The organism is Collinsella sp. OM07-12, assembly GCF_003438275.1.
Classification (GTDB): domain Bacteria; phylum Actinomycetota; class Coriobacteriia; order Coriobacteriales; family Coriobacteriaceae; genus Collinsella.
Genome location: NZ_QSTQ01000001.1, coordinates 795 through 24,769 on the forward strand (window position 1 = coordinate 795; position 23,975 = coordinate 24,769).

Genomic DNA, 23,975 nt, shown 5'->3' on the forward strand with positions numbered 1-23,975 from the left:
CTCAATTTTTCGTGCTCACGGTGCTTATTTCCCAGTGATCACTCGGGCCACTTCTTAGTGAACATCAACATTGGCGCGATTGGCGAAAATACGTTGGTGAAAATGGTGAAAAATATATTGACGCTAACACCGTCCTGCGCAACCACCGGGGGCTGACGTCGGTCAAGCGCGTGAAGGCGGTGTTCTGGTGGTGCCACGCGCACTCGGGGGACGCGAGGGCGGCGCGCGAGAAGCTCTCCGCGATGCCGACCGACGCGGACATCGACTTCCTGTTCAGCGTCTACTCCGCCTCGCCGTCGCGCGAGGACGGAGGGCCGGAATGGGGCGACGGGGCCGTGTGGGAGGACCTCCACCACAGGGGCCCGTACCCGTTCCGGCTGGATTAATGGATGGAAACGGATGTTCTATCGGGACACACATTTTGTCCTATAAGCTTCCTAATGCTTCTCACCATGTGAAACCCTACGTTCTCTGGACCGCATGACGGCCCAGCGCGATGCACCGCACTGAAGATAAGTGTTGCTGGTGAGGCGCGTTATATGATTTTGACTGATTTGCCTCTTTGTATCAGACTATGACTATTATTGAGCAATTGCAATTAGACAGGTATTTAGCAGTGGGTAAAAGACTAATTTGGATCGATATGGCTAAAGCGTTAGCGATTCTTTCGGTTGTGGTTGGCCATACGTATCTGTACGGAAACCCAATTCTTTCTTTTGTAATGAGTTTTCATATTCCCCTCTTTTTTGTCTTGTCTGGATATACCTTCAACGTTCAAAAGTTCAATAAGGCAAAACTGGTCAAGCGGATTGTATTTCCGTATATAAGTATCTGTGTTTTTCTTGGAATTCTTAGCCTCATTCATAATGGCAGTAATGGATTGGTTTCTTTTTTGTTGTCTGTCGTATGGGGATCGGGCGGCACTGTCGACTGTTTCGATATTCCCGGCATTGGCCTTGCCTGGTTCTTGCTTGCTCTATATTTTAGCAAGGTGATATTTGCCAATATTGAGGCATTTTTTTTAAATTTTAGTATTAATTGTTTTTTAAAGTTACTTTTATACATAATAATTTCTTATTTATCATTTCTTGGATCGTCTTATTTGGTTTTGCCTTTTGCATTAAGCCAAGCTTTAGTATCTTTACCTTATTTGTGTTTAGGTCAGCTTTGCCGTGAGATTGATTTTTCGGAATTAAAACGGACAAAGTTCCCCGTGATTTTTATTGCATTAACAATTTGGGTTATTGGACTCTATAAGGGAGTATTTTTTAGCATAGGCAATTTATTTCACGTCGGATCACTTGCGTTCGGACTCTTGATGACCTTATCGTCATCTTTTGTCCTTCTATTGTTCTTTTCTTCGTTTGAGCGCGTATTCTCTCTTTCGAAGCTTTTCACTTTGATTTCTGAGTTGGGTAAGAACTCGTTACTTTTGCTCTGCCTTCATCAGGTTGAAAGTGCTTTTATTAACTGGTCGACTGTGGAATTTATATCTTTAGGTGTGTTTTCATTCCTAGTTTCAGGTGTTATTCATCTCATGCTTGTTGTTAGTATGTATGTGCTAATCAGGTTGTCTGCTCCAGCTTTGAGCCGAACAGGCTTGTAATTTAATTATTGTCCTCAGGACTATTGCGGAGGTTTGGCGTTGAGTAAAATCGCAGTTATTATTCCCTGTTATAACGAAGCCATGACGATAGGAAAAGTAGTCGATGACTTCTCGCGCGAGTTGCCGGAAGCGGATATCTATGTTTATGACAATAATTCAAGCGATGATACTGCTTGCATTGCTCGTGAGCATGGGGCCATTGTTCGATTTGAGTCGCGTCAGGGTAAGGGCAATGTTTGCCGTCAAATGTTTCGTGATATCGATGCCGACTGCTATCTTATGGTTGATGGCGATGATACTTATGACGAGACAATGGCTCGCGCGATGTGTGAGCCGATTTTAAAAGGTGAAGCGGATATGACGGTTGGAGACCGTCTTTCTAACGGTACCTACGCCGAAGAGAACAAAAGGGCTTTTCACGGGTTCGGTAATAATCTTGTTAGGGCAATGATCAAGTGGATCTATGGCTATTCGTTTGATGATGTTATGACGGGTTATCGAGCGATGAGTCGACCTTTTGTCAAAACTTTTCCTGTACTATCTGAAGGTTTTCAAATTGAGACCGAACTTTCAATTCATGCTGTTGACCGTCGTTGGCGCATCAAGGATATCCCAATTGTTTACCGCGACAGGCCAGCCGGATCTGAATCTAAGCTGTCTACTATTTCTGATGGAATTAAAGTTGTTTGTATGATTGGCACCTTATTTAAGGACTACCGTCCTCTGAAGTTCTTTGGTCTGGTTTCTGTTCTTTTCCTGCTCCTGGGCCTTATTGCTGGAATTCCGGTAATTATTGATTTCGCACGCACTGGCCTTGTTGCACGCCTCCCTACTGCTATTCTCGCTACTGCCTTTATATTCCTTTGCGGTCTTTCTTTGACAACAGGGCTTATTCTTGATTCTGTTGCTAAAGTTGAGCGTAAGGAATGGGAACTCAGCGTCTATAAGATTGGCCAAAGTTTCCAAGATAAGGAGTGCTAGATGTCTCATGCTTTATATGGGGTTATCTACGAGGATTTTTGTAGCGACGGCTTAATGTCGTGTCGAATCAGGTCTCTTGTAGATTCTGCAATTAAGTACAACTCTCTTATTCAGCCGGGCCGCTCGCTTGTCTATCATTTTTATATGGGTGAGAAGTGGCAATATCCTTGTTTAACTGATCTTTCGACATTAAATGGTGGGCTAACTGTTACCGAGGGACTTCAGCCTTTCTTTTCTGTTAAAGCAGAATCTTTGGTTCAGCCTTTGTCCGAGTATTCACCCCATTATTTCGCAGGCCTTGAGCATATCAAAGACGATGGACATCGTTATATTCTTTTGACGCCTGACGATGCCACCGATGCTGACGTTGAGACGCATAACTCTCTTTCGAAGAAGCAGGAGCTTTATCGCAATCTCGAAGCGTGCTGCCCGGTTGCTTTTGACGATATTCGCGAAATTCAGCGCCAGCGTCGTTGGAGTAGGGGATTGGGCCCTGTTGATCATTTTGAGGCTCCAGATTTAGCGAAGATTAATCAAGAGCAGACTACTCACCATCCCTATCTAGAGATTGCTCCCGGAGCCGTTAGGCTCGGGGCTGAGAAAGCTGTCATTATCGGTATGCATTGGCTTCAGGCCGGCGGCGCTGAGCGCTGGGCTGTTGAGACGGTGCGCCGTGTTCGCGAAGCGGGCATGCTGCCTATCGTCATATCGGATCGACCCAGCCATCAGCCTTGGATCGATAGGCCGGAGTTCAAAGATGCCTTGGTGCTGTGCCTTACGTTCCCTATACAGGAGCGTCCAGGCGATGAGCCTTTGCTTCGCTCGCTTGTTGAACAATTCGATATTAAGGGCGTCCTCATTCACCATTGCCAATGGCTTTACGATCGTCTGTGGTGGATCAAAAAGTATCGACCCAATGCGACTGTAGTTGATTCTCTGCATATTGTTGAATACCCCTATGGTGGTGGTTATCCCAATCAGGCGGTTAGCCGCGATGCGTTTATTGATTTACATCATGTGATTTCTCCCCAGCTTGTGTCTTGGCTTGTTGGGTCGCATGGAATTGATGCTAATAAGGTTGTAGACGCTCCGCTTGTTGGGCTTACTGCTGACGTGACTGCTAAGGCGTGCAAGGAACCCGCGTCTAAGAGTAAGCTCACTGTTTGCTTCGTGGGCAGGATTTCCCGCCAGAAGAGGCCCGAAGCATTTGTCCTTCTTGCTAAGAAGCTCGATAAGTGTGCTCCTGGTCGTTTTAGGTTTATCATGCACGGCAACGGTGATTTGGATCCTATGGTGGACAAGATCATTGCTCGTCATGAACTCTCCGACTTAATTGAGCGGAGGGGGATGCAGATTCCTGTCGATAAGACCTATTCTGATTCTGATGTCCTCGTTGTTTCTGCCATTAATGAAGGAATTACTTTGACGACGATTGAATCTCTCAGTGCTGGACTGCCTGTTGTCTCAACTGATGTCGGTTCTCAGAATACGCTTATTCCAACTGAAGCATTGACTCCACGGTCCACTCGCGATTTCATTAAGTGCGCATCGCGTATCCTTTTGAAGATGCTCGAGGATAACGATTTCCGTAAATCCGTCTGGCAATCTGAGATGGATAGGCTTGTGGAGTTTTCAAAGCTAAAAAATGCCAACACCCTCTTTACTGAGATTCTGGGGAAGTGGAGTGATGATGAGCAATAGTCCTACTGTTACCGCCGTTGTGGTGACATATAACCGTCTCGACAAGTTGAAGAATGTTCTTTCTGCCCTTGAGGGGCAGACGCTTCCTCCTAGCGAGCTTGTTGTTGTTGACAACGCTTCGACTGACGGCACCGGTGATTTCCTGGCTTCATATGCATCTGAGCAGCACGGCGGCATGCCCATTAAGGTTATTTCTTGTTCGGAGAATCTTGGCGGAGCTGGTGGTTTTTCTGCTGGAATGAAATCCGGTTACGACAGCGGTTCAGATTTCGTTTGGATCTTTGACGATGATGGCTATCCCGAGCCCGATGCTTTAGAGAAGCTGATTCAAGGCTATAATGGCGCCGTTGATGAGCTTGGTCCCGATGTCCCATACGCTTGCTCGGTCGTAAAGTTTATTGATGGTTCTATTTGCGAGATGAACAATCCCGTGCCCACTTGGGATTGGGGTCGATTGCTCGCAAAGGGGCAAAACTCTGTCATGGTTACCTCCTGCTCGTTTGTTTCGGTGCTGATTCCACGTTGGGTTCTTGAATCTTTCGGCCTTCCTTTTAAGGAATATTTTATTTGGTTTGATGATGCCGAGTACACACTTCGCATTACTAAGACCTGCCCCGGTGTTCAGGTGCTTGACAGCGTGATCATTCACGACATGGCATCTAATAAGGGTGTAAACTTCTCGATGATTGATGAAAAGAATGCGTGGAAATTCTCTTACGGCATTCGTAATCAGGCGTCGTATAGGCTCCACCATGAAGGTAAGGCTGCGTATTTGTTGTTTTGTGCCCAGGTTTGCCGCAGCATGAAAGCTGGAGGAGTGAATAAGAAGTTGCAGCGTCAGATGCGTAAAAAGATGCGTGAGGCCATTAAGTTCAATCCTAAAATTGATTATCCTCAGACTATGTAACCATTATTTGTTACACAGGGTTGATTTATTTGGCTCGTCATGTATATGGCGAGCCTTTTTACTGTTGGTATTTACTGGATTGCATGATGCGCAATGGAGAGCTTCGCTCTTACGGGTATTATTACTCTTAAATTATTGTTGAAATTGGAAATGGACGGCGGAGCTGTTAATGATATCTAAAAGCGATCAGGGAATGATTGTCTCGTCTCATGCGAAGAATGAGGTAGAGAAAGATCGATTTATTCTCAAGCAGCTGGTTACCAAGGATTTTAAGATCAAATATAGGCGGAGTTTTTTGGGCGTTGCTTGGTCTGTCTTAAATCCGCTGCTCATGATGATTGTTATGGCTGTTGTCTTTTCGACCATCTTTGCTCAGGGGCGAAACGGCGCAGTGAGTCCTGAGCTTTACCCTCTGTATCTTATCGTGGGTAATGTTACTTTTTCCGTAATGTCGGAATCTACTAACCAGGCTCTCATGTCCATCATTTGGGCATCATCGCTGCTAAAGAAAGTAAAAGTCCATCGATGGGTTTTCCCTGTTCAGAAGGTGCTCTTTTCGCTTGTTAACTTTGGTTTTTCCCTCATTGCCGTTGCCATTGTTATGATTTGGTTCCATATTGTTCCCACTTGGCATTTAATTCTGCTGCCCGTCTGTCTCTTCCTTCTCATGCTGTTTTGCATGGGGCTGGGCATGATGCTCTCGGCTCTAACCGTTTTCTTCCGCGACATTATGCACTTGTGGAGTGTTGTGATTACTGCTTGGACCTATCTCACTCCTATTTTCTGGACAACAGACTTTATCGGTCAGATGCCACATGTTGTTCGCATTATCATGTATGCGAATCCCATGTATAACTACATTCAGTTTATGCGCGATATTTTCTTGTTCCAGACGACTCCGACTTTTTTCACGGTTGGTATGTGCGTAGCTTGGGCGGTTGTTGCCCTTGTATTGGGATACGTCGTATTCCATAGCTCAGAGCACAAGTTCATTCTCTATATCTAAGGATTGACCATGCCTTTTTCTGTTAAGGACTACAGGGATCAGCCTCTCGCCGTTGAAGTCAAAGACGTAACTATGATTTTTAATATGGCCTCAGAGTCCCTCACTAATCTCAAAGAGTATTTTATAAAGCTTGCAAAGCATCAGCTCTTTTTTGAAGAGTTCCGAGCCCTAAAGCACATTTCTTTTGATATTCATCGAGGCGAAGTTGTAGGTCTCGTTGGTACAAACGGATCCGGCAAGTCAACCATGCTTAAGATTATTGCCGGCGTACTCGAGCCTTCTGAAGGCGAGGTAAAGGTTCATGGCAACATCGCACCTTTGATTGAGCTTGGTGCGGGCTTTGACGCTGAGCTCACTGCCCGTGAAAATATTTATCTCAATGGCGCACTGTTAGGTTATACAAAAGAGTTCATTGATGCCAATTTTGACGGCATAATTGAGTTTGCCGAGCTTCAAGATTTTGTCGATATGCCGTTGAAGAATTTCTCTTCGGGTATGGTTGCCCGCATTGCCTTTGCAATCGCGACTATCACTGAGCCTGATATTCTGATTGTCGATGAGACGCTCTCTGTCGGCGATGTATTCTTCCAAGAGAAATGCGAGCGTCGTATCCAGCATTTTATTGAATCTGGTGATGTTACCGTCCTTTTCGTTTCTCATTCTATGGAGCAGGTTGAGCGTATTTGCCAGCGTGCTGTGTGGATTGAGAAGGGTGATCTTAGGATGGATGGCCCCGTGGATGATGTTTGCAAAGCGTATCGAGATCAGTTCAAGTAGGCTATACTTTTCTTGTTTGCTCCATTAGCTCAGTTGGATAGAGCAGGGGACTTCTAATCCCAAGGTCGACGGTTCGAATCCGCCATGGAGCACCCTATGTATCTCAGAGCCATCTTTATGATGGCTCTTAATCTATTGGAGTATGGAATGGGCTCGCTTTCATCTGTTCGCCTGGAAGCTAATTCCGAACTGCTTTCTTCGAAGTATTCCGAACCCGGTGGCCGACATTCATTAAAACGAGTGCTGACATACGGAACGTTTGATTTGCTTCACTATGGTCACGTGCGACTTCTTCAGCAGGCTTCAAAACTTGGCGATTATTTGATTGTTGGTCTTTCAACGGATGAGTTTAATTCGCTTAAGGGTAAGAAGAGTTTTTATCCATATGATGTCAGGCGTGAGATGCTTGAGGCGCTGCGGTACGTTGATTTGGTAATTCCGGAAGACAGTTGGAATCAGAAGCCGGGGGATATACAGGCGTATCATGTTGATATTGTTTGTATGGGTGGCGACTGGAAAGACGACGAACGATTTGAAGCTCTTAGACCGTATTGCGATGTTATTTATTTAAATCGCACTGCCGGCATCTCGACTACAGAGGTAAAGAGTCGTCTTGCTCAGTAAAATAGTCTTCTGCTGCATCTTAATGGTGCACCAGAAGACTTTTATGGCTTACTAGTCACTAGCAATTAGTTTTCTAATTGCATTATTTGCATTTCCAGATTCGAGATCATCATGATTTACGTGTTCAAAATGCGTATTGATATCCTTTGGAAGATCGTATATGTTGCCATAACGGCTCAAGAGGAAGATATCAGGATTGCACGGCGCTTTAAGCTGTTCCCCTTCAAATTCTATTTGCTGTGTAGGGTACAAATCTTCGATAGGATAGACCCATTGCCTTTGTTTGCCGTCATCTAGATTATCGATAGACCACATGATACCGACTGCATCTTTCTTATCACAGATGAGTCCTGCTTCCTTAGATCTTTCTAGACAGCTGTCAAAGTACTTCTGGATGTTAAAGTTTTTTTCGCCCGAATAGTAAGGTTCATTTTTCCAAAAATCGAGCTCTGAATCTGTTTCCATTTCCTCAACCATTGTCTGCCGCAATTTCCTTTGCTTTTCAGCGGAGTCGTTATCAATTGAGGGTGCCCAGTCATAGATAAACAGATCTAGGAAACATGGGATATCCTCATCGTTATAGAGAAAACGAATTTGACGACAATGCACATAGTGATCATAGACGACAGTTATTTTATATCTACGGTCACTGCGGACAATTTCCTGTAACCTTTCGAGATCATCTCGCATTATGCCCAGATCAGTATCATCGTCCCAAGGTATGAATCCTTTGTGTCTGATGGCACCGATAAGGGTTCCGAAATTAATCCAGTAGTCTATGTTATTGTCTTTGCACAGCGCGTCGAATTCTCCGAGCAATTTTCCGCATCCGAGCTGGAGTAGGCGAAGACCACCCTCTGCTTTGGGCAGTTCTCTGAAAAAGCGTTTCTTGGCGTCCTGTATGCTCTCGCTCGGTTTCCGATAGTTGTCCCAAGCGAACATCTTCATGTGTTCGTCGTGCGCGTCAATATCGCTAGCGATAGATTCGATCATTGGAATGGTTCGACAATCAAACTTGTAATCGATATTCATGTTAATACCGTTATCGGCGGTCTCGACTCGTTTATAAAGACGCTCAATCTGTTCTTGCGTTTCTTGTTGGAAACGAATGATGTCATCACGAAGGATTTGAATGTCGTTGTGCATGGCGTGTAGGGAACGCGAGGAACCTGGGAGGAATTGTTTAATCTTACTGAGCATAAAAGGCTTCCCTTCATAAATGGCTTCCAATAGCTCATGGCAAATTTGGTGCGTAAGTGGAATTGGAAGGGTTAAAGTGTCTTGATTGTTTGCGTGACAGGGGAATCTTCCTATTAATAGAATTCCAGCTTTTATATTGTTTAACTATAAATTATATTATCGACTTTCTCCTATTGTGAATGGCACAAGAACTGTGCTTGGAATATTAATGGCTCTGTTAGACCAAGTTTGACATAAAAACGATGTCACCGCGAGGCGTTACCCTTCAATTAACGTCGAAGGAGCGCCCATGGATGCAGGCGACCTGGTCATCACCCTCAAGAAGAGCCTGGCGAAGCTCAGCAGGACTGAGCGCCGTAAAGCCGTCGAGCTGGTCGGGGACGTCGTCCGCGCCGCCATGTTCGATGACGCGGCGGGCGAGGACTACGAAATCGAGCGCTGCCCTCGCTGCGGATCGACGGCCGTCGTCAAGAAGGGCAAATCCAAGAACGGCGACCGGCGCTACCTCTGCCGCGGCTGCGGCAGGACCTTCTCCGGCTCCACCGGCCGGGTGCTCGGGAGGAGCAGGCTGCCGCGCGAGACCTGGATGGCCTACGCCGAGTGCTTCGCGCTCATGCTCCCGCTGCGCGAGTGCGCGGCCCGATGCGGCGTCTGCCTCAAGACCGCCTGGACCATGCGCCTCAGGCTCATCGAGTGCCTCAAGGCGTACTCCCCGGATTTCCGCGTCGGGCGGGGCGGTGCCTGCGAGCTCGACGAGACGTACTTCCCCGAGTCCTTCAAGGGCAACCACTCCAGGGGCTCCTTCGAGATGCCGAGGAAGGCCCGCCATCGCGGCAAGGAGGCCCACAGGCGCGGCCTCTCCCGCGAGCAGATCTGCGTCATGACGGGAATCAGCGACGCGAACGCCACCTTCTTCGAGGTCTCGGGGCGCGGCGCGGTCTCGCGCAAGCGTGCGGCGGAGGCCCTTCGCGACCGCATCGGCGCGGGCGCGGTCGTCGCCACGGACAAGGCGACCGCATACATCGACGTGCTGCGCGACCTGAAGGTCGCCTCGCATGAATCCTATGATTCCAAGGACCGTTCGGAGGGCACCATCAACCGCATCAACGCCGTCCATTCGCTCCTCGGCTCGTTCATGGCCCGCTTCAAGGGAGTGTCCACCAAGCACCTGGGAGCCTATCTCGACTGGTTCCGCTGGTGCCGCACCTTCATGGCGACCGACTCCCGCAGCGCGGGGTCCACGGTCGCACGTCAGCTCGCCAACGGAACCTGCGCGACCCGCATCCGCGACATGTTCAACGTCCTGCCGCCCTATATGGACTACTGGGACGGGCGGGCGGCCTAGCGAATTAAAATGGTGGACACGGAGCAGCGACCGCGGAAGGAGCGGCAATGACATCGAACGTCCCGGCCACCACGATAAGAATCGACCCCGAAGTCAAAAGGGAGGCCGCAGCCGTGCTCGGCGGGCTCGGGCTCTCCATGTCGGGCGCCATGAACATATTCCTCAGGGCGGTGATCCGCGAGGGTGGTCTGCCCTTCGACGTCAGGCTGGGATCTGCGGGGAAGGCTGACGGGGAGGGCGAGGACCGCGATGGACGGGGGTAGCCCGATTATTTTCCGGTTCGACGAACAGCCGATCGTGTCAAATTTGGTCTAACAGAGCCATATTAATTCCCTTCTGCAGCACAGAGGCCTATTTTAATTTCTAAGTGCAATGCTGCTATTGGTCTAATGGGGCGACGATAATTGATTCAACTATGGTTGTTGGGTGACGCATAATTTCTTTCGCAAATTGACAACCGCATAGCGGAACACGGCCCGCGCCCCGTCATATGATTTCTAGCGGCTAAACAACAAATCAACGACGAAAGGGGCACGGGCCGTGTCTGCGAACATCGTAACAGTCGACGAGGAGTCGCTGCGCAAGGACATAAAGAATCCGGTGAGGAAGACCGTCGAGGAGACGCTCAACGCGCTGCTCGACGAGGAGACGTCCGAGCTCGTGGGGGCCGGGCGCTACGAGAGGACGGCGGGCCGGGAGGCATACCGCAGCGGCCACTACGCGAGAAAGCTCGTCACCGGGGCCGGAGAGGTCGAGCTCAGCGTGCCGAAGCTGCGCGGCGCGACCTTCCAGACGGCCGTCATCGAGCGCTACCGCAGGCGCGAGACCTCGGTCGAGGAGGCCATCGTCGAGATGTACCTCGCGGGCGTATCGACCAGGAGGATCGAGGACGTCTCCGAGCTCCTCTGGGGAGCGCCCGTGTCCTCCGGGACCGTCTCCAACCTCAACGAGAAGGCGTTCGCGTCGATCGAGGCCTGGCGCCAGAGGCCGCCCGAGGGCGGCTACCCCTACGTCTTCGTCGACGGCATCTACCTCAAGCGCAGCTGGGGAGGGTCCTACGAGAACGTGGCCGTGCCGGTGGCCATCGGCGTCAACTCCGACGGCGACCGGGAGGTCATCGGCTGCGCGGAGGGCTACACCGAGTCGGCGGACTCGTGGCGCGAGTTCCTCTCGTGGCTCAAGGGGCGCGGGCTCTCCGGCGTGCGGCTCGTCACCGGCGACAAGTGCGCGGGGATGCTCGGCGCGCTCGAGGAGGTGTTCCCCGGGGCCCGCTACCAGCGCTGCACGGTCCACTTCTACCGCAACGTGCTGGGAAGGGTGCCCGTGACCAAGAGGAAGGCCGTGGCTCGCATGCTGAAGGCGATCCACGCGCAGGAATCGCGCGAGGCGTGCTCGAGGAAGGCGGCGGAGGTGGCGGACGAGCTGGACGGGATGAGGCTCGGCGCGGCCGCGAGGACGGTGCGCGACGGCTTCGCCGAGACCCTGGCCTACACGGACTTCCCGCCGGAGCACTGGCGCAGGATCCGGACCAATAACGGCATCGAGCGCATCAACCGCGAGATCAGGCGGAGGACGAGGGTCGTAGGGACCTTCCCGGACGGCAACTCGGCACTCATGCTGGTGACGGCGAGGCTGAAGTACATAGTCGAGCACGAATGGGGCAAGAGGAGGTACCTGGACATGTCCAAACTAGAGGAGATGGATGAGCTGAAGGAAAAGGCGGAGGGCTAGAGCAAGCCGGGGCCGAGGCCGCTGCGATCAATTTGCGAAAGAATCTTGACGGTACCGGTTGTTGCTGAATCAATTGAAAACGTTGACACGGGCTGCCGCTTATTTTCTGAGTCGGTAAGAGGCGCCTTAATACAGTGGCTACTGATCGTTTGTCTTATTTACCTTAGGTTCCCATTCCTTTCGCTCCACCTCGGAGACGGAATCCAAGATGAAGCCTGTGGCGGGCGACAATCCGTACAGGAACATAAATACGACTGCGAGTATTGCGGTGGGGAAGCGAGGCATCAAACCGGCGGCAAGGTATTCTGTGATGAGAGGAAATCTTATGATAAGACAGATGGCCGCAAAGACGAGCGCAACAAGCGAGAAGAATTTAAGCGGACGGTAGTCCTTAAAGGGGTACCGATCATGGCAATGACTCTAATAACATCGCTTATGGTATTGAGTTTGGACTCCGATCCAGCCGGGCGGTCGCGGTACTCGGTGGATACATCTTTGATCCGGCAACGATGGTCGACCGCGTGGATGGATAGTTCTGTTTCGATTTGGAAGCCTTCGGAGAGCTCGGGAAGCGTCTTAACGACGAGCTTGCTTTGGCACGATAGCCAGTCATGACGTCGTCAGAGCTGTAACCATAAATCCACTTGATCATGCTGCGTACAAGGTTGTTGCCAAATTCGTGAAAGCGCGCTTGTTCTCCTCTGCGTACGTTCCGTTGGACAGACGATCGCCGACGGTTATATCAGCTTCGCCGGCAAAGATGGGTTTGCACAAATCGTGCACTGACTCCGCCGGATAGGTGTCGTCTCCATCGGCCATGAGATAACAATCGGCCTCGATATCACGGAACATTTGACGGCGTACGTTGCCCTTGCCTTGACGGGGTTCATATTATACGGACGCTCCGTGTTCACGTGCAATTTGCGCGGTGCTATCAGTCGAATTGTTGTCATAGGCATAGACTGTGGCTTCAGGCGGCTCGCGGTGAAAATCGTCTATAACCTTGGCGATGGTCAGCGCTTTGTTGCAACAAGGAATGATTGCGGCAATATCGCTTGAATTCACGTCGCTCCTCATGGTTTTATTTGTGACCGAAAGAAGTGCAGCCGTTGGTTATTTAGTCTGGTTTTAATGACTTTAAAACCAGATGGGATTCATTCGTGATCCGTGCTTTTGTTTAAACGCAGGCCGTAAGACATAGGAATGACTTACGGTCCAATTTGTTAATCTGGACCGTGGTGTGCTTCAATCGTCGCATAAAGAGACCCGGTGCAGCAATTTCACCGCTTGTCGATTTCCGTATTGCTCTAATTGGGCTGTTCGTTCAAGGTGTAGTTAAGTAGTGTTAGGGAATTAGGTGATTTGATGGTTGGTACTGATGTGGTTCAAATCTGCTTTCGAAAACGATCGAGGGGAATGGCGCTAATTCTCTTATTCATCGCACTTGGCGTAATGCCAGCTCAGGCAGAGGCCAAGAGCTATGCTGAGCTTGATGACGGTGTTTACACTGTCACTAATGTTATTGCTGATAAATCATTGGATGTTGCGGGCGGTTATTGCGTTAACGGTTCGAACGTGCAGGTTTATGAAGGTAACCATACCTATGCCCAGGCTTGGAGAATTTCTAAGAAAGGGTCCTCTTATTCCATTGAGAATTCGATTACCGGCATGGTGCTTGATGTTGCTGGTGGTTCAAAAATAGTGGGTGCTAATGCGCAGCTATATGATTCGAACAACACGCAGGCTCAACGATGGAAATTTGTCCAGAATGCTGACGGATCGTATTCAATTCGTTCTGACTGCAATGGTTTATTTCTTGATGTTTCCGGTGGAAGCTCAAAAAATGGAGCTAATGTCTGCCTTTATACGTCAAATGGCACCAAGGCGCAAAAATGGAGGGTCGAGCGCGTCACTCAACCTGTTAAAGACGGCTCCTATCGTATTTCTACCGCTCTGTCGAATAAAAAGATGATTGACCTTTGGGGCGGATCTTTAGATAACGGAGCCGCTGTTCAAATCTACGAAGATAACGATTCGTTGGCTCAGGCTTGGAATGTTGTGTTCGATCAGAATACAGGCTACTATTCCATTTTCTCTGCGCTGTCAGGTCGTTCATTTGATATTCCTGGTGGTTCCAAGTCTTCCGGCGTGCGCATTCAGCAGTACTCATCTAATCGAACTCCGGCACAGCAATGGCGTCTTTTGCTGACTTCTGACGGTCACATTGAAGTTGTCTCGGCACTAACAGGTAAGGCGTTGGACGTTCCCAGTGCTTCTCTTTCTAATGGCAACCAACTGCAAATGTATCAGGCCAACCATACTGACGCTCAAAAATGGACGTTCAACACGTCTCCAGTAGATCATTCTGGTTCTTTCCAGCTTAAGACAACTGTTGACGAATCAGGTGTTCTTGACGTTTCCGGTGGGTCAAAGGATTCTGGTGCTGCATCGCAGCTTTGGAGTTCAAATCTGTCTCTGGCGCAGAAGTGGGTGCTTGAGCGTCAAGATGATGGCTCGTATACCTTTAAAAATGCCAACTCGGGCCTGTATTTGACGGAAATCGCGAAAAGTGGAATCGAATATCGTAAAGAGCCTTCGGGTTATTCATACTGGATCTTGGATGCTAGCTTAAACGGGGGATATCGTATTAAAAACAAACAGTCCGGCAGATGTATCGATCTTTCCGGTGGATCGAGCGCTGCTGGTAACAGTGTTTCTACGTACTCGAGTAACGGAACCAAGGCCCAATCGTGGTTGCTCGTCCCATGCAATTTGATTGAGAATGGTGACTACTATCTGCTAAACCAGAGTGGCACCAGGCAAGTTCTTGATGTTCCGAACGCTTCGTCTGACGGGGGACTTGCGCTTCAGACGTACGTTTTCAATGGCTCGGCGGCTCAACAGTGGCATCTCGAGAACACGGGCGGCGGTTTCTTTACCATTAAGAACAACAACTCGGGTTTGTGTCTTGATGTTCGCTCAGGCCGTGCCAAATCGGGGACCATTGTCCAACAGTATGCCGAGAACGATACCAAAGCTCAGTCTTGGAAGTATGTTCCTACTTTCAGCGGTGGTTATATCCAGTCTGCGCTCGGTGACTATGCGCTATCGACCAAGCGCGGGGCCGAATCGGGTGTGCTCGCTATTATTTCTATCGACATGACAACTCCGCAGTCCGAATGGGAGTTTAGGAATGTTAGCAATCCCGGCGATCTTGTCATTTCGCATAGCGCGGCTGCGTCTGAATACAATCTGAGTCTTCGCTCGGACTCGCTTGAAATTGGAATGACCTTTGATCGTTACGGCAATGCGCACTTTGCGCTTCCGTCTGTTTTTGACCTTAACTCTGCTCAGCTTGTATACAGCGGCGGGCCGGAGACGTCTATTACCGTAGGAGACTACTCTGTTGGACTTACCGTGGGGTCTTCGGTGACGTTGAGCGATCTTGGCCTGACAAGCAGTGTAAACTCTGATAATCCGATTGCCGTTCGATCCGCCCTTGATGCGGCCGATTTGTTCACGTTTGACATTAAGCAGACCGCTGGCGTGGCTTCGATGTTTATTAGCAGCGACGATCCGGTCAATTATGGGCGTGGCTACATCGAATCGAGTGGAGATCATACTGCAGTTGCTACCGGCTCCATGAAGCTTGTCGACGCCTCCGGCGTCTCTGTGTATGACGGCGCATTATCTCAGATTAAGGGCCGCGGCAACAGCACGTGGATGATGGACAAGAAGCCATATCAGATCAAGCTCGATAAGAAGGCCGACCTTTTGGAGACGGGCGATAAAGCGAATAAGAATAAGACCTGGGTGCTTTTGGCAAACGCTTACGATGGAACTTCGATGCGCAATGCTGCGGCATATTCGCTTGCGTCTGCATTGGGAACTCATGCACCGATTGAGTACCGTGCCGTTGATCTGTATTATGACGGACAATACCGCGGTGCCTATATGCTCTGCGAGAAGGTCCAGATCAACTCGGGCCGCGTGGACATCGACAACCTTGAAGACGCTAACGACGCCGTTAATGGCGGGACAAGTTATCAACTTGTCGAGGGGGTTAACTCTTACGGTAATCGAATGAAGTACGCTACGGGACTGCAAAATCCCTCCGACATCACGGGCGGCTATCTGATTGAGTTTGATCAGGAGCGCTATGTGAATGAGGGCGCCTGGTTTAGCGTAGATTCGGGAAACGGTGTACTGTACTTTGTGTGCAAGTCGCCTGGTGTTTGGACCAAGGATGAAGCTGAATATTTGAGTTCTCGTTTCCAGGAATTCTTTGATTGCATTCGCAACGGAGGTGTCAATCCTGAGACGGGAAAAACGACGGCAGATTACTGCGACATTGATTCTCTTGCGCGCCTTTACTGGCTCAATGAGATCACCAAGTGCGTTGACGGTTTTAATTACTCGTCAACGTATCTGTTCAAGAATTCTGATACCTCTGGCGACTCGCGGTTTGTTTTCGGTCCAGCCTGGGATTTTGACTTGGCGATGGGAAACGCTCTTTCATCCCAGTCAAGTGACAGTTACTTGTCGCCGCAGGGTTGGCTTACGCGCAATGCTCTTTTAGGCTCTCGTCTGCTGCAGGATCCGACGGTTTGCGCTGCTGTTGATGCCGTCAAGCAGGAAGTGCTTGACGAAGCCCGGGGGTGCATCAATGGGCAGGATTACCTTGCGTATGAGTCCAGTGTTGCTACCTCTGTGAACATGGAGTCCATACTGTGGGGTGTCTCTTCTGAGTCTCCCGATGATGTACGCGCATGGCTCAACAGCCGTCTGGATTGGCTTGAGACGGCGCAATAGGGCTTTAGACTGATTTTTTACGTCCGTTTTTAGGGTCTTGTTGTTTTATTTGGCTATTTACTGAGGTCGTTCGACTTGCGTCGGGCGGCCTTTTCTGTTGATGAGTAACTCATGGGCTGGGCCGTTTGCTTGATCGCCGCGAATTTTGGCATCGCGGTGCGCTTAATTGCTCCACAAATAAGCCCGGTACAGCGATTGATGCCGCACCGGGCTTTCTGCTCTTGTGTATATGGCTGTCTTCCTTTGTCGTTGAGCTCTCTACGCCCCAGTCGGCTCCACGCCAAGCTCGTTGCGGACGAGCTCGAAGGCTGCTGCGATGGCCTTGTCCATGTCATAGTACTTGTAGCCGCCCAGGCGACCGGCGAAGACCACGTCGCCCTCCTGCGCCGCCAGCTCCTCGTACTGCTTGTAGAGGGCCTCGTTCTTGGCGTCGTTGATGGGGTAGTAGGGCTCGTCGCCGGGCTTCCAGTCGGCCGGGTACTCGCGCGTGATGACGGTCTTGTTCTGCGTGCCGAACTCGAAGTGCTTGTGCTCGATGATGCGGGTGTAGGGGATCTCGCGCTCGGTGTAGTTGACCACGGCCACGCCCTGGTGGTCCTGCTCGTCGAGCGTCTCGGTCTCAAAGCGCAGGCTGCGGTACTCGAGCGTGCCCAGCTTGAAGTCGTAGAACGCGTCGATGGGGCCGCAGTAGATCGTCCTGGCGGCGATATCGGGCTCGACGGCGGCCAGCTCCTTGTACTCCACGCCGCAGCGCACCTCGACGCCCTCGAGCATGTTGGCGACCATCTTGGTGTAGCCGCCCACGGGGATGCCCTGGTAGCGGTCGTTGAAGTAGTTGTTGTCGTAGGTGAAGCGGCAGGGGAGGCGCTTGATGATGCTCGCGGGCAGGTCGCGGCAGTCGCGGCCCCACTGCTTCTCGGTGTAGCCCTTCACGAGCGTCTCGAAGATGTCGCGGCCGACGAGCGACAGCGCCTGCTCCTCGAGGTTTGCCGGATCGCCGATGTTCTCGGCGGCCACCTGCTCGGCGATCTTGGCCTTGGCGTCCGCCGGCGTGACGACGCCCGGCCACATCTTGGCGAAGGTGTTCATGTTGAAGGGCATGTTGTACATGCTGCCGCGGAAGTTGGCGACCGGCGAGTTGACGTAGTTGTTGAACTCTGCGAAGCGGTTGACGTAGTCCCAGACGTCCCTCATGGAGGTGTGGAAGATGTGCGCGCCGTAGCGGTGGACCTGGATGCCCTCGATGTCCTCGGTGTAGATGTTGCCGGCGATGTGGTCGCGGCGGTCGATGACCAGGACCGACTTGCCGGCGCGCCTGGCGGCGTTGGCGAAGACGGCGCCCGAGAGGCCGGCGCCGACGACGAGGTAATCGTACTGGGACATGGATATGCTCCTTTGTATGTTAATCGGACAGTTCCTTTAGTTTAGGGACAAACATACCTAATGTGTCGCCCCAAGGGTTAGTGTAGCAGTCGTTCCCTCGGCAGCTCCAAAGCGTGGGCGTTGCCTGGTTTCCAAATGATGTTAAGGACTCGCTATTCCGCCCTCAGGCACTCGGGCAAGACGTTTGCAACTGCATTCATCGCCTGCGGCTTTAGGTATTGCTCATTAAGCTTCGTCTTTTTGTAAGCATAACGAGTGTCTGTCGAGTATTTGACCAACATATCGGTGAAGAACCGCTCCCAGCTCAGGTAGTCGCGACTTTCGATATAGCTCGAAGGGTCCTTGAGGATCTTTGGAATGTCATTGTTGGGAATGAGGCCAGATTGCAGAAGCGTCCACTCGAATGATTCCGGGAGGAACAAGAGAACGTTCTTGTAAACGCGCTGCCCAAGCACCTTTTCGATGTAGGGACCAAACGCAGCGCCGTCTCCTATGGCAAGGATGTTTTGCTCGGGACATTCGTGAATCGTTCGTTTTAGGTTTGCTACGCCGGTAGCGGTATAGCAGGGGATTCCCAGTCGGTTGCAAAGGGTGCTGAAGAACTGATAGCCTGACTTGCTGTCCTCGACAACTACAGCGTCGGGTATCTCGAATCCAACATTTAGATCCTGGTACAGCATGCTTGTCGTGTGGTCATATAGCGGCTTGGTCACCGAGTAGAAGCGCCTGTCGCTCTTGCGGCCATTGATCGTCTTGCTCGTCGTGTTGACCAGTTTTAGGATCTCGTCGACGCTGTAGGGGAGTTCGCTGACATCACGACGAGATATCAGAACAAAATAGTTGGATGATCCGTTAACGGCTTTAGCGAAGTCTTTTGAGTAGATAAACTCGTTGCCCTCGTCCAAAAATATAATTGAATCCTCGATGATTGAAAGCTCGCGCTCCCAACGTCTGCCGGAAAGTGTTTCGCACGGCACATCACAGCTAAGCGTAACGCCGCTTTCTTGGCCTCGGTCGTTGAAGTCGCGAATCATCGATACGAGTGTTGTTTTGCCCGTTCCGCTGTTGCCGCGGATGAAGGAGATATTACGTTTAAAGGTGAGCGTGTATTTGACCTTTGCACGCTCTACGACAACGGTATGCGTTCCCTTCATTACTCATCAACATCCAAAAAGTCATTCGTGGCGCCGACAAGCTCCTGCATGTTTTTGACGATACGACCATCGTTTTCAATGCGGATTTCAAAGTTCTTCCAGGGGAATTTCATGATGTGGTAAAGGGTCACCAGTACATCCTGCTCTTTGCCGATTTTGAGTAGCCAGCGGGCACAGTTGTCTCCGCAGGTAGATGCGTTGAACACCATGTTTGGGAGATTGCGTACCAGCAGCAGCGTCTTAACGCCGCCGGACAGTTCGAGTGGGGTGATTGAGCCCAGCTGCTTGCTTATGATGTTGTGAGGTCCGACGAGCTCAGATCCGTCAACGCTTTTAATTATCTGTGCGGCCATGGGGTCTTCGAACCATGAGTCTAGGTATGAGTTCCTAAAATAGGTTTCGGTATCGTAGATGGAACCGGGGTAATCTCCCAGGTGAATGCTCAGCATGCGGGTCTCCAGACGTTGCGTTACTGCAACGATTATATGCCAGTAATAAAGTGCCGCCAGTAGCGAGGTTGCTGCTGGCGGCACTGGCTATTATTAGCGTGAGAATCGGCGTTGATGGATTTGCTCGCGAGGCTACTTCTCGAGACGCTCCCTCAGCAGCTCCAGCGCATGAGCGTAGCCCTGGAGGCCTTCGCCGGTGATGGTGGCGAAGCAGGCTAGGCGGGCGTAGCTCACCTGGCGGAAGTCCTCGCGCGTCTCGACGGCGCTGATGTGTACCTCCACGGCGGGGATGGCGACGGCCTTGAGGGCGTCCAGGATGGCCACGCTGGTGTGCGTGTAGGCTGCCGGGTTGATGACGATGCCGTCGACCTTGCCGTAAGCCTCTTGGATTTTGTCGACGATGCTGCCCTCGTGGTTGGACTGGAAAATCTCGACCTCGTCAAAGCCCTGCGCGGCACCTGCCTCCTGGCAGATCTGAACCAAGCGGTCGTAGTTATCGCTGCCGTAGATGCCTGGCTCGCGAATGCCGAGCATGTTGAGGTTGGGACCGTTGATGACGAGTGCTTTCATGGTTGCTTCCTTTGCGGTTGGGCGGGCGGTGCGGCGGAACGGAAAACCACCACAAAGGTGCCTGTCCCCTTTGTGGTGGTTTTTGCTAGAGGGCTGGTGGAAGGGTGTCGAGGACGGCGACCGCGGTGTTGGCGGCGCAGTCGCGCGAGTCGATGATGTAGTCGGCCCAGGCGCGGTAGCGCGGCATGCGCTGCTCGGCCAGCTTGTCGATACCGTCGCGGGCGGTGATGGGGCGACCCTTGTGGGCGAGTTCGTCGAGCTTGCGGTTGAGCATCACAATCTGGCTGTTCTGGTGCAGCAGCGGGTAGTTCTCGTCTCGCGTGACGACGCCGCCGCCGGTGGAAAGCACCAGGCCGCTGCGATTGGAGATATCGGCCAGGGCCGCCGTCTCCTGCTCGCGGAAGGCCGGCTCGCCGTGCTCGACGATAAAGTCGGCGCAGGGCATGCCTAGGCGCTCTTCAAGCGCGCGGTCCAGATCGATGTGCTCGCGTCCCGTGAGCAGGGCAATCTGCTCGCCCACGCGGGTTTTGCCCGACCCCGGCATGCCGATCAGGGCGATATTCTGCTCGCGGTGGGACAGGCGTTTCGTCACGTCCAGGATGCGCTCGCGCGGGGTGACCTGGCCGGTGTAGCGCTCGACAGCTTGCGCCGCTTGGGCCACAAGCATGAGCAGGCCGCCGATGCAGGGGATGCCGCGGCGCTCCGCCTCGAGCATGAGGCCCGTGCGGGCAGGGTTGTAGACAATGTCGATGACGCCTTCGAGCGCATCGAGTCCTTCGAGCGTGCAGGGGGCGTCGGGGCAGTGGGGGAACATGCCGGCAGGCGTGCAGTTGACGAGCAGCGCGGCTTCGGACTGCTGCGCGATATTGTCGTAGTTGACCTCGCTCGTGCGGCCTACGGGCACGACGGTGGCGCCCAGGTCTCCGAGCACCATACTGGCCGTAGTGCCCGCGCCGCCGGTGGCTCCGAGCACGAGGACCTTCTTGCCGGCGACCTCTACGCCCAGCTCCTCGACCAGGCACTGAAAGCCAAAGTAGTCGGTGTTGTCGCCGCGTAGGCGGCCGTCGGGCAGGCGCGTGATGGTGTTGACGTTGCCCATGCGCTCGGCGAGTGGGCTCAGCTCGTCCAGATAGTTCATGACGGCGCGCTTGTAGGGAATGGTCACGTTGGTGCCCTCCCACTCATCGCCCGTCATAAAGGCCGCGAGGTCTTCGGGCTCGCGCTCAAAACGCACGTACTCAAGCCCCGCGAGCTTCTTGTAGATGGTCGGGGTGTAGCTGTGGCCCAGCACGCGGCCCAGCACGCCGTAGGGGCGGGTTGTGGCGGTATCGGCCATCTAGAGCACCTCCGTGTAGCTGCCAAAGTAGGTGAAGCTCTCGCACACGTCGTCAATCGAGTCGAGCAGGTCGTCGAGGGCTTTGCTGCCAAAGGGGCAGTCCAGATCGAAGTAGAACATAAACTCAAAGTCGCGCCCGGGGATGGGGCGGCTTTCGAGCTTGATAAGGTTGATGTTGAGTGCGTAGAAGCGCTCGAGCACGCGATAGAGGGCGCCCGGTTCGTTGGCCGTGGTGATCATGAGCGAGGTACGGTTGGCGCCGGGGTAGACGCGTGGCTCGCGGCTGATGACGACGAAGCGCGTGTAGTTGTTGTCCGAGTTCTGAATGTTGGGCTCCAGCACCTCCAGACCGTAGAGCGCCGCGCAACTGCGCGAGGCGATGGCGGCGACGTCGGTGCGCTCGGAGTTGGCAACCATTTCGGCCGACATGGCCGTGTTGGGATACTTGGTGGCGTGCAGGTCGTGCGCCTCGATAAAGCCGGCGCACTGGGCAATGGCTTGGCCATGGCTGTAGACCTCGTGCACGTCCTGGAGCTTGGTGCCGGGCTTGACGAGCAGGTTGTGGTCGATCTTGAGGCGCAGCGAGCGCACGATATGGAAGTCGAACTGGGCGAGCAGGTCGTAGACAGCGTTGACCGAGCCGGCGGTGGAGTTCTCGATGGGCAGTACGCCAAATTCGCAGAAGCCGTCGCGTACAGCGCGCATGACGCCTTCGAAGGTGTCGAAGAACGCGATATCGGGCACGTCGAAGAGCTTGCACGCGGCGATCTGGCTGTAGGCGCCCTCAACGCCCTGGCAGGCGACGCTGGCAGTCTGGGGGAAGGGTGTGTCGAAGGCCTCGGCAGTGGCGTGGGCCTTTTGCGAGACCGTGATGCCCTTGAGCTCGTTGATATAGCGCTGCTGCTCGGCCTTGCTCATGCTCATGAGGAGGCGGAACAGCGTGATGGTCTGCGCCTCGTAGCGCTCGGGTGCGCGGCTGGCGAGGTTGTTGAGCTTGGAGCGCTCGCGGGCGGGGTCGAAGACGGCCTTGCCCATCTCGATTTTTGATTTGGCGACTTCGGTGGCAATGTCCATGCGTTCGACAAAGCTGCTGAGAAGCGTGGTGTCGATGCCATCGATGGCCTGGCGGATGGCGGCAAGGTCCATGGAGGCCCCTTTCGTAAATCGTTGCCTGGGGTAGTTAATTTGGGACGGGGCTATTTTAGCTACCCCGGCAGCAAATCGGCCAAAACGTCGCGTTAACTGCCGGGGTAGCTAAAAAAGCCCCGTCCCAAATTAACTACCCTTGGGGTGGGCTAGCGCTGGCCTGCGTCCTCGAGGAGGGCATCCCAAATTGCGAGGGCGGCGGCTGCTTCGGCTACGGGGACGGCGCGCGGGACGATGCAGGGATCGTGACGACCGTGGACCGAGAGTTCGACATTTTCCATTGCGTCCATGTCGACCGTCTGCTGCTCGCGGCTAATGGAGGGCGTCGGCTTTACGGCCATGCGCCACATGACGGGCGCGCCGGTCGAAATACCGCCCACGATGCCGCCGGCGTTATTGGACTCGACCTCGATCTCACCGGTCTCGGCATCGATGCGATACGGATCGTTGTTCTCGCTGCCGCGCATGGCGGCGACGGCAAAGCCCATGCCAAACTCCACGCCCTTCACGGCGGGAATGCCAAAGGCGATCTGCGCGATGCGGTTCTCGATGCCGTCGAACATGGGGTCGCCGATGCCCGCAGGTAGGCCGTAGATGCCGCACTCCACGATGCCGCCGATGCTGTCGAGTTCATCGCGCGCGGCTAGGATCTCCTCGCGCATGCGGCCGGCTGCGGCGGTGTCAATGCACGGCAGATCGTTCGTAAGAATCGCCTTGCGGTCGGCCTCGCGATAGACCATGTCGTCCATGGGCAGGTCGGAGATGCTGCCAATCTGCGCCACATGCGCCATCACCTTAATACCGCGGGCCTCAAGTGCCTGCAGCGCAATGCCGCCGGCGATGCACAGGGGTGCCGTTAGGCGGCCGGAGAAATGTCCGCCGCCGGCGACATCGTGCATGTTGTGGTACTTCACGCGCGCCGGGAAATCGGCATGTCCGGGGCGGGGCTTGCGGCGCAGCTCGGAATAGTCCTTGGAGCGTGTGTTGGTGTTCTCGATAATCGCCGCGATGGGCGCACCGGTGGTGTGTCCATCGACCACACCGGCGATGATATGCGCGGCGTCGGCCTCGCGGCGCTTGGTCGCGGTCTCGTCGCGACCGGGGGCGCGACGGTCCAAAAAGGTCTGCAACGCCTCCTGGTCAACGGCGATACCAGCGGGAATTCCGTCAAGCGAGCAGCCGATAGCAGGGGAGTGCGACTGGCCGAAAATGCTCAGATGCAAGACGTTGCCAAAGGTCGAGGACAT

The 23,975-nt window shown here is 52.8% G+C and carries 21 protein-coding genes and 1 tRNA gene; 13 read left to right on the forward strand and 9 right to left on the reverse strand.

Annotation, left to right across the window (positions count from 1 at the left end; translation table 11 throughout):
* The first annotated feature begins 170 nt into the window (after positions 1-170).
* From DXB98_RS10330 to DXB98_RS00055, 9 genes are all read left to right on the forward strand, one after another.
* On the forward strand, positions 171-386 hold the full coding sequence (locus DXB98_RS10330) for a hypothetical protein (protein WP_147330277.1): 216 nt from the start codon (positions 171-173) through the stop codon (positions 384-386).
* Positions 387-643: 257 nt separating this feature from the next.
* The gene (locus DXB98_RS00020) at positions 644-1,606 is read left to right on the forward strand and encodes an acyltransferase family protein (RefSeq protein WP_117735118.1); all 963 of its coding nucleotides are present in this window, start codon (positions 644-646) and stop codon (positions 1,604-1,606) included.
* A gap of 39 nt (positions 1,607-1,645) precedes the next feature.
* The gene (locus tag DXB98_RS00025; protein WP_199406630.1) at positions 1,646-2,587 is read left to right on the forward strand and encodes a glycosyltransferase family 2 protein; all 942 of its coding nucleotides are present in this window, start codon (positions 1,646-1,648) and stop codon (positions 2,585-2,587) included.
* Positions 2,588-4,288, forward strand: coding sequence for a glycosyltransferase (locus DXB98_RS00030; protein ID WP_199407077.1), 1,701 nt, complete (start codon positions 2,588-2,590; stop codon positions 4,286-4,288). It begins immediately after the preceding gene.
* A complete protein-coding gene (locus DXB98_RS00035; protein ID WP_117742690.1) occupies positions 4,278-5,195 on the forward strand; it encodes a glycosyltransferase family 2 protein in 918 nt (305 codons plus the stop codon). The genes DXB98_RS00030 and DXB98_RS00035 overlap by 11 nt, the downstream gene beginning before the upstream one ends.
* 169 nt (positions 5,196-5,364) lie before the next feature.
* The gene (locus tag DXB98_RS00040; RefSeq protein WP_233502199.1) at positions 5,365-6,201 is read left to right on the forward strand and encodes an ABC transporter permease; all 837 of its coding nucleotides are present in this window, start codon (positions 5,365-5,367) and stop codon (positions 6,199-6,201) included.
* A gap of 9 nt (positions 6,202-6,210) precedes the next feature.
* The gene (locus tag DXB98_RS00045) at positions 6,211-6,978 is read left to right on the forward strand and encodes an ABC transporter ATP-binding protein (protein WP_117735121.1); all 768 of its coding nucleotides are present in this window, start codon (positions 6,211-6,213) and stop codon (positions 6,976-6,978) included.
* Positions 6,979-6,996: 18 nt separating this feature from the next.
* Positions 6,997-7,070: transfer RNA gene (locus DXB98_RS00050), tRNA-Arg, on the forward strand.
* Positions 7,071-7,074: 4 nt separating this feature from the next.
* Positions 7,075-7,602, forward strand: a complete 528-nt coding sequence (locus DXB98_RS00055) for an adenylyltransferase/cytidyltransferase family protein (protein ID WP_369831377.1) — start codon at positions 7,075-7,077, stop codon at positions 7,600-7,602.
* Positions 7,603-7,653: 51 nt separating this feature from the next.
* Here the strand turns inward: DXB98_RS00055 and DXB98_RS00060 are convergent, their stop codons facing one another.
* Positions 7,654-8,802 (reverse strand): phosphorylcholine transferase LicD, encoded by a 1,149-nt coding sequence (locus DXB98_RS00060; RefSeq protein ID WP_117742691.1) that lies wholly within the window; start codon positions 8,800-8,802, stop codon positions 7,654-7,656.
* Positions 8,803-9,091: 289 nt separating this feature from the next.
* On the opposite strand from DXB98_RS00060, the gene DXB98_RS00065 reads away from it, so the two are divergent.
* The 3 genes from DXB98_RS00065 to DXB98_RS00075 all read left to right on the forward strand — a co-directional run bounded on the left by DXB98_RS00065 (position 9,092) and on the right by DXB98_RS00075 (position 11,878).
* The gene (locus DXB98_RS00065) at positions 9,092-10,147 is read left to right on the forward strand and encodes an IS1595 family transposase (protein ID WP_199407078.1); all 1,056 of its coding nucleotides are present in this window, start codon (positions 9,092-9,094) and stop codon (positions 10,145-10,147) included.
* A gap of 47 nt (positions 10,148-10,194) precedes the next feature.
* Positions 10,195-10,410 carry a type II toxin-antitoxin system RelB/DinJ family antitoxin gene (locus DXB98_RS00070; RefSeq protein WP_117742692.1) on the forward strand — a complete coding sequence of 72 codons (216 nt, stop codon included), beginning with the start codon at positions 10,195-10,197 and terminating at the stop codon, positions 10,408-10,410.
* Between the two features lie 277 nt (positions 10,411-10,687).
* Positions 10,688-11,878, forward strand: coding sequence for an IS256 family transposase (locus tag DXB98_RS00075; protein WP_117742693.1), 1,191 nt, complete (start codon positions 10,688-10,690; stop codon positions 11,876-11,878).
* Between the two features lie 891 nt (positions 11,879-12,769).
* Here DXB98_RS00075 and DXB98_RS10335 read toward each other — a convergent pair.
* Positions 12,770-12,943: a glycosyltransferase gene (locus DXB98_RS10335; protein ID WP_233505037.1), complete on the reverse strand. Its 174-nt coding sequence runs from the start codon at positions 12,941-12,943 to the stop codon at positions 12,770-12,772.
* 300 nt (positions 12,944-13,243) lie between these two features.
* Between DXB98_RS10335 and DXB98_RS00085 the strand changes: the two genes are divergently transcribed.
* Positions 13,244-16,690, forward strand: coding sequence for an RICIN domain-containing protein (locus DXB98_RS00085; RefSeq protein ID WP_117742694.1), 3,447 nt, complete (start codon positions 13,244-13,246; stop codon positions 16,688-16,690).
* A 258-nt stretch (positions 16,691-16,948) separates the two neighbouring features.
* Here the strand turns inward: DXB98_RS00085 and glf are convergent, their stop codons facing one another.
* From glf to aroC, 7 genes are all read right to left on the reverse strand, one after another.
* Positions 16,949-18,073 (reverse strand): UDP-galactopyranose mutase, encoded by a 1,125-nt coding sequence (glf, locus tag DXB98_RS00090; RefSeq protein WP_117742695.1) that lies wholly within the window; start codon positions 18,071-18,073, stop codon positions 16,949-16,951.
* Positions 18,074-18,225: 152 nt separating this feature from the next.
* Positions 18,226-19,227, reverse strand: coding sequence for a hypothetical protein (locus tag DXB98_RS00095; protein ID WP_117742696.1), 1,002 nt, complete (start codon positions 19,225-19,227; stop codon positions 18,226-18,228).
* Positions 19,227-19,676 (reverse strand): DUF4869 domain-containing protein, encoded by a 450-nt coding sequence (locus tag DXB98_RS00100; RefSeq protein ID WP_117742697.1) that lies wholly within the window; start codon positions 19,674-19,676, stop codon positions 19,227-19,229. Before DXB98_RS00100 ends, DXB98_RS00095 begins: the two co-directional genes overlap by 1 nt.
* Positions 19,677-19,808: 132 nt before the next feature.
* Positions 19,809-20,246 carry a type II 3-dehydroquinate dehydratase gene (gene aroQ / locus DXB98_RS00105; RefSeq protein ID WP_117742698.1) on the reverse strand — a complete coding sequence of 146 codons (438 nt, stop codon included), beginning with the start codon at positions 20,244-20,246 and terminating at the stop codon, positions 19,809-19,811.
* A gap of 85 nt (positions 20,247-20,331) precedes the next feature.
* A complete protein-coding gene (locus DXB98_RS00110; RefSeq protein WP_117742699.1) occupies positions 20,332-21,582 on the reverse strand; it encodes a shikimate kinase in 1,251 nt (416 codons plus the stop codon).
* The gene (gene pheA, locus DXB98_RS00115; protein WP_117742700.1) at positions 21,583-22,728 is read right to left on the reverse strand and encodes a prephenate dehydratase; all 1,146 of its coding nucleotides are present in this window, start codon (positions 22,726-22,728) and stop codon (positions 21,583-21,585) included.
* A 149-nt stretch (positions 22,729-22,877) separates the two neighbouring features.
* Entirely contained in the window at positions 22,878-23,975 is a 1,098-nt protein-coding gene (gene aroC / locus DXB98_RS00120) for a chorismate synthase (RefSeq protein WP_117742701.1), read from the reverse strand.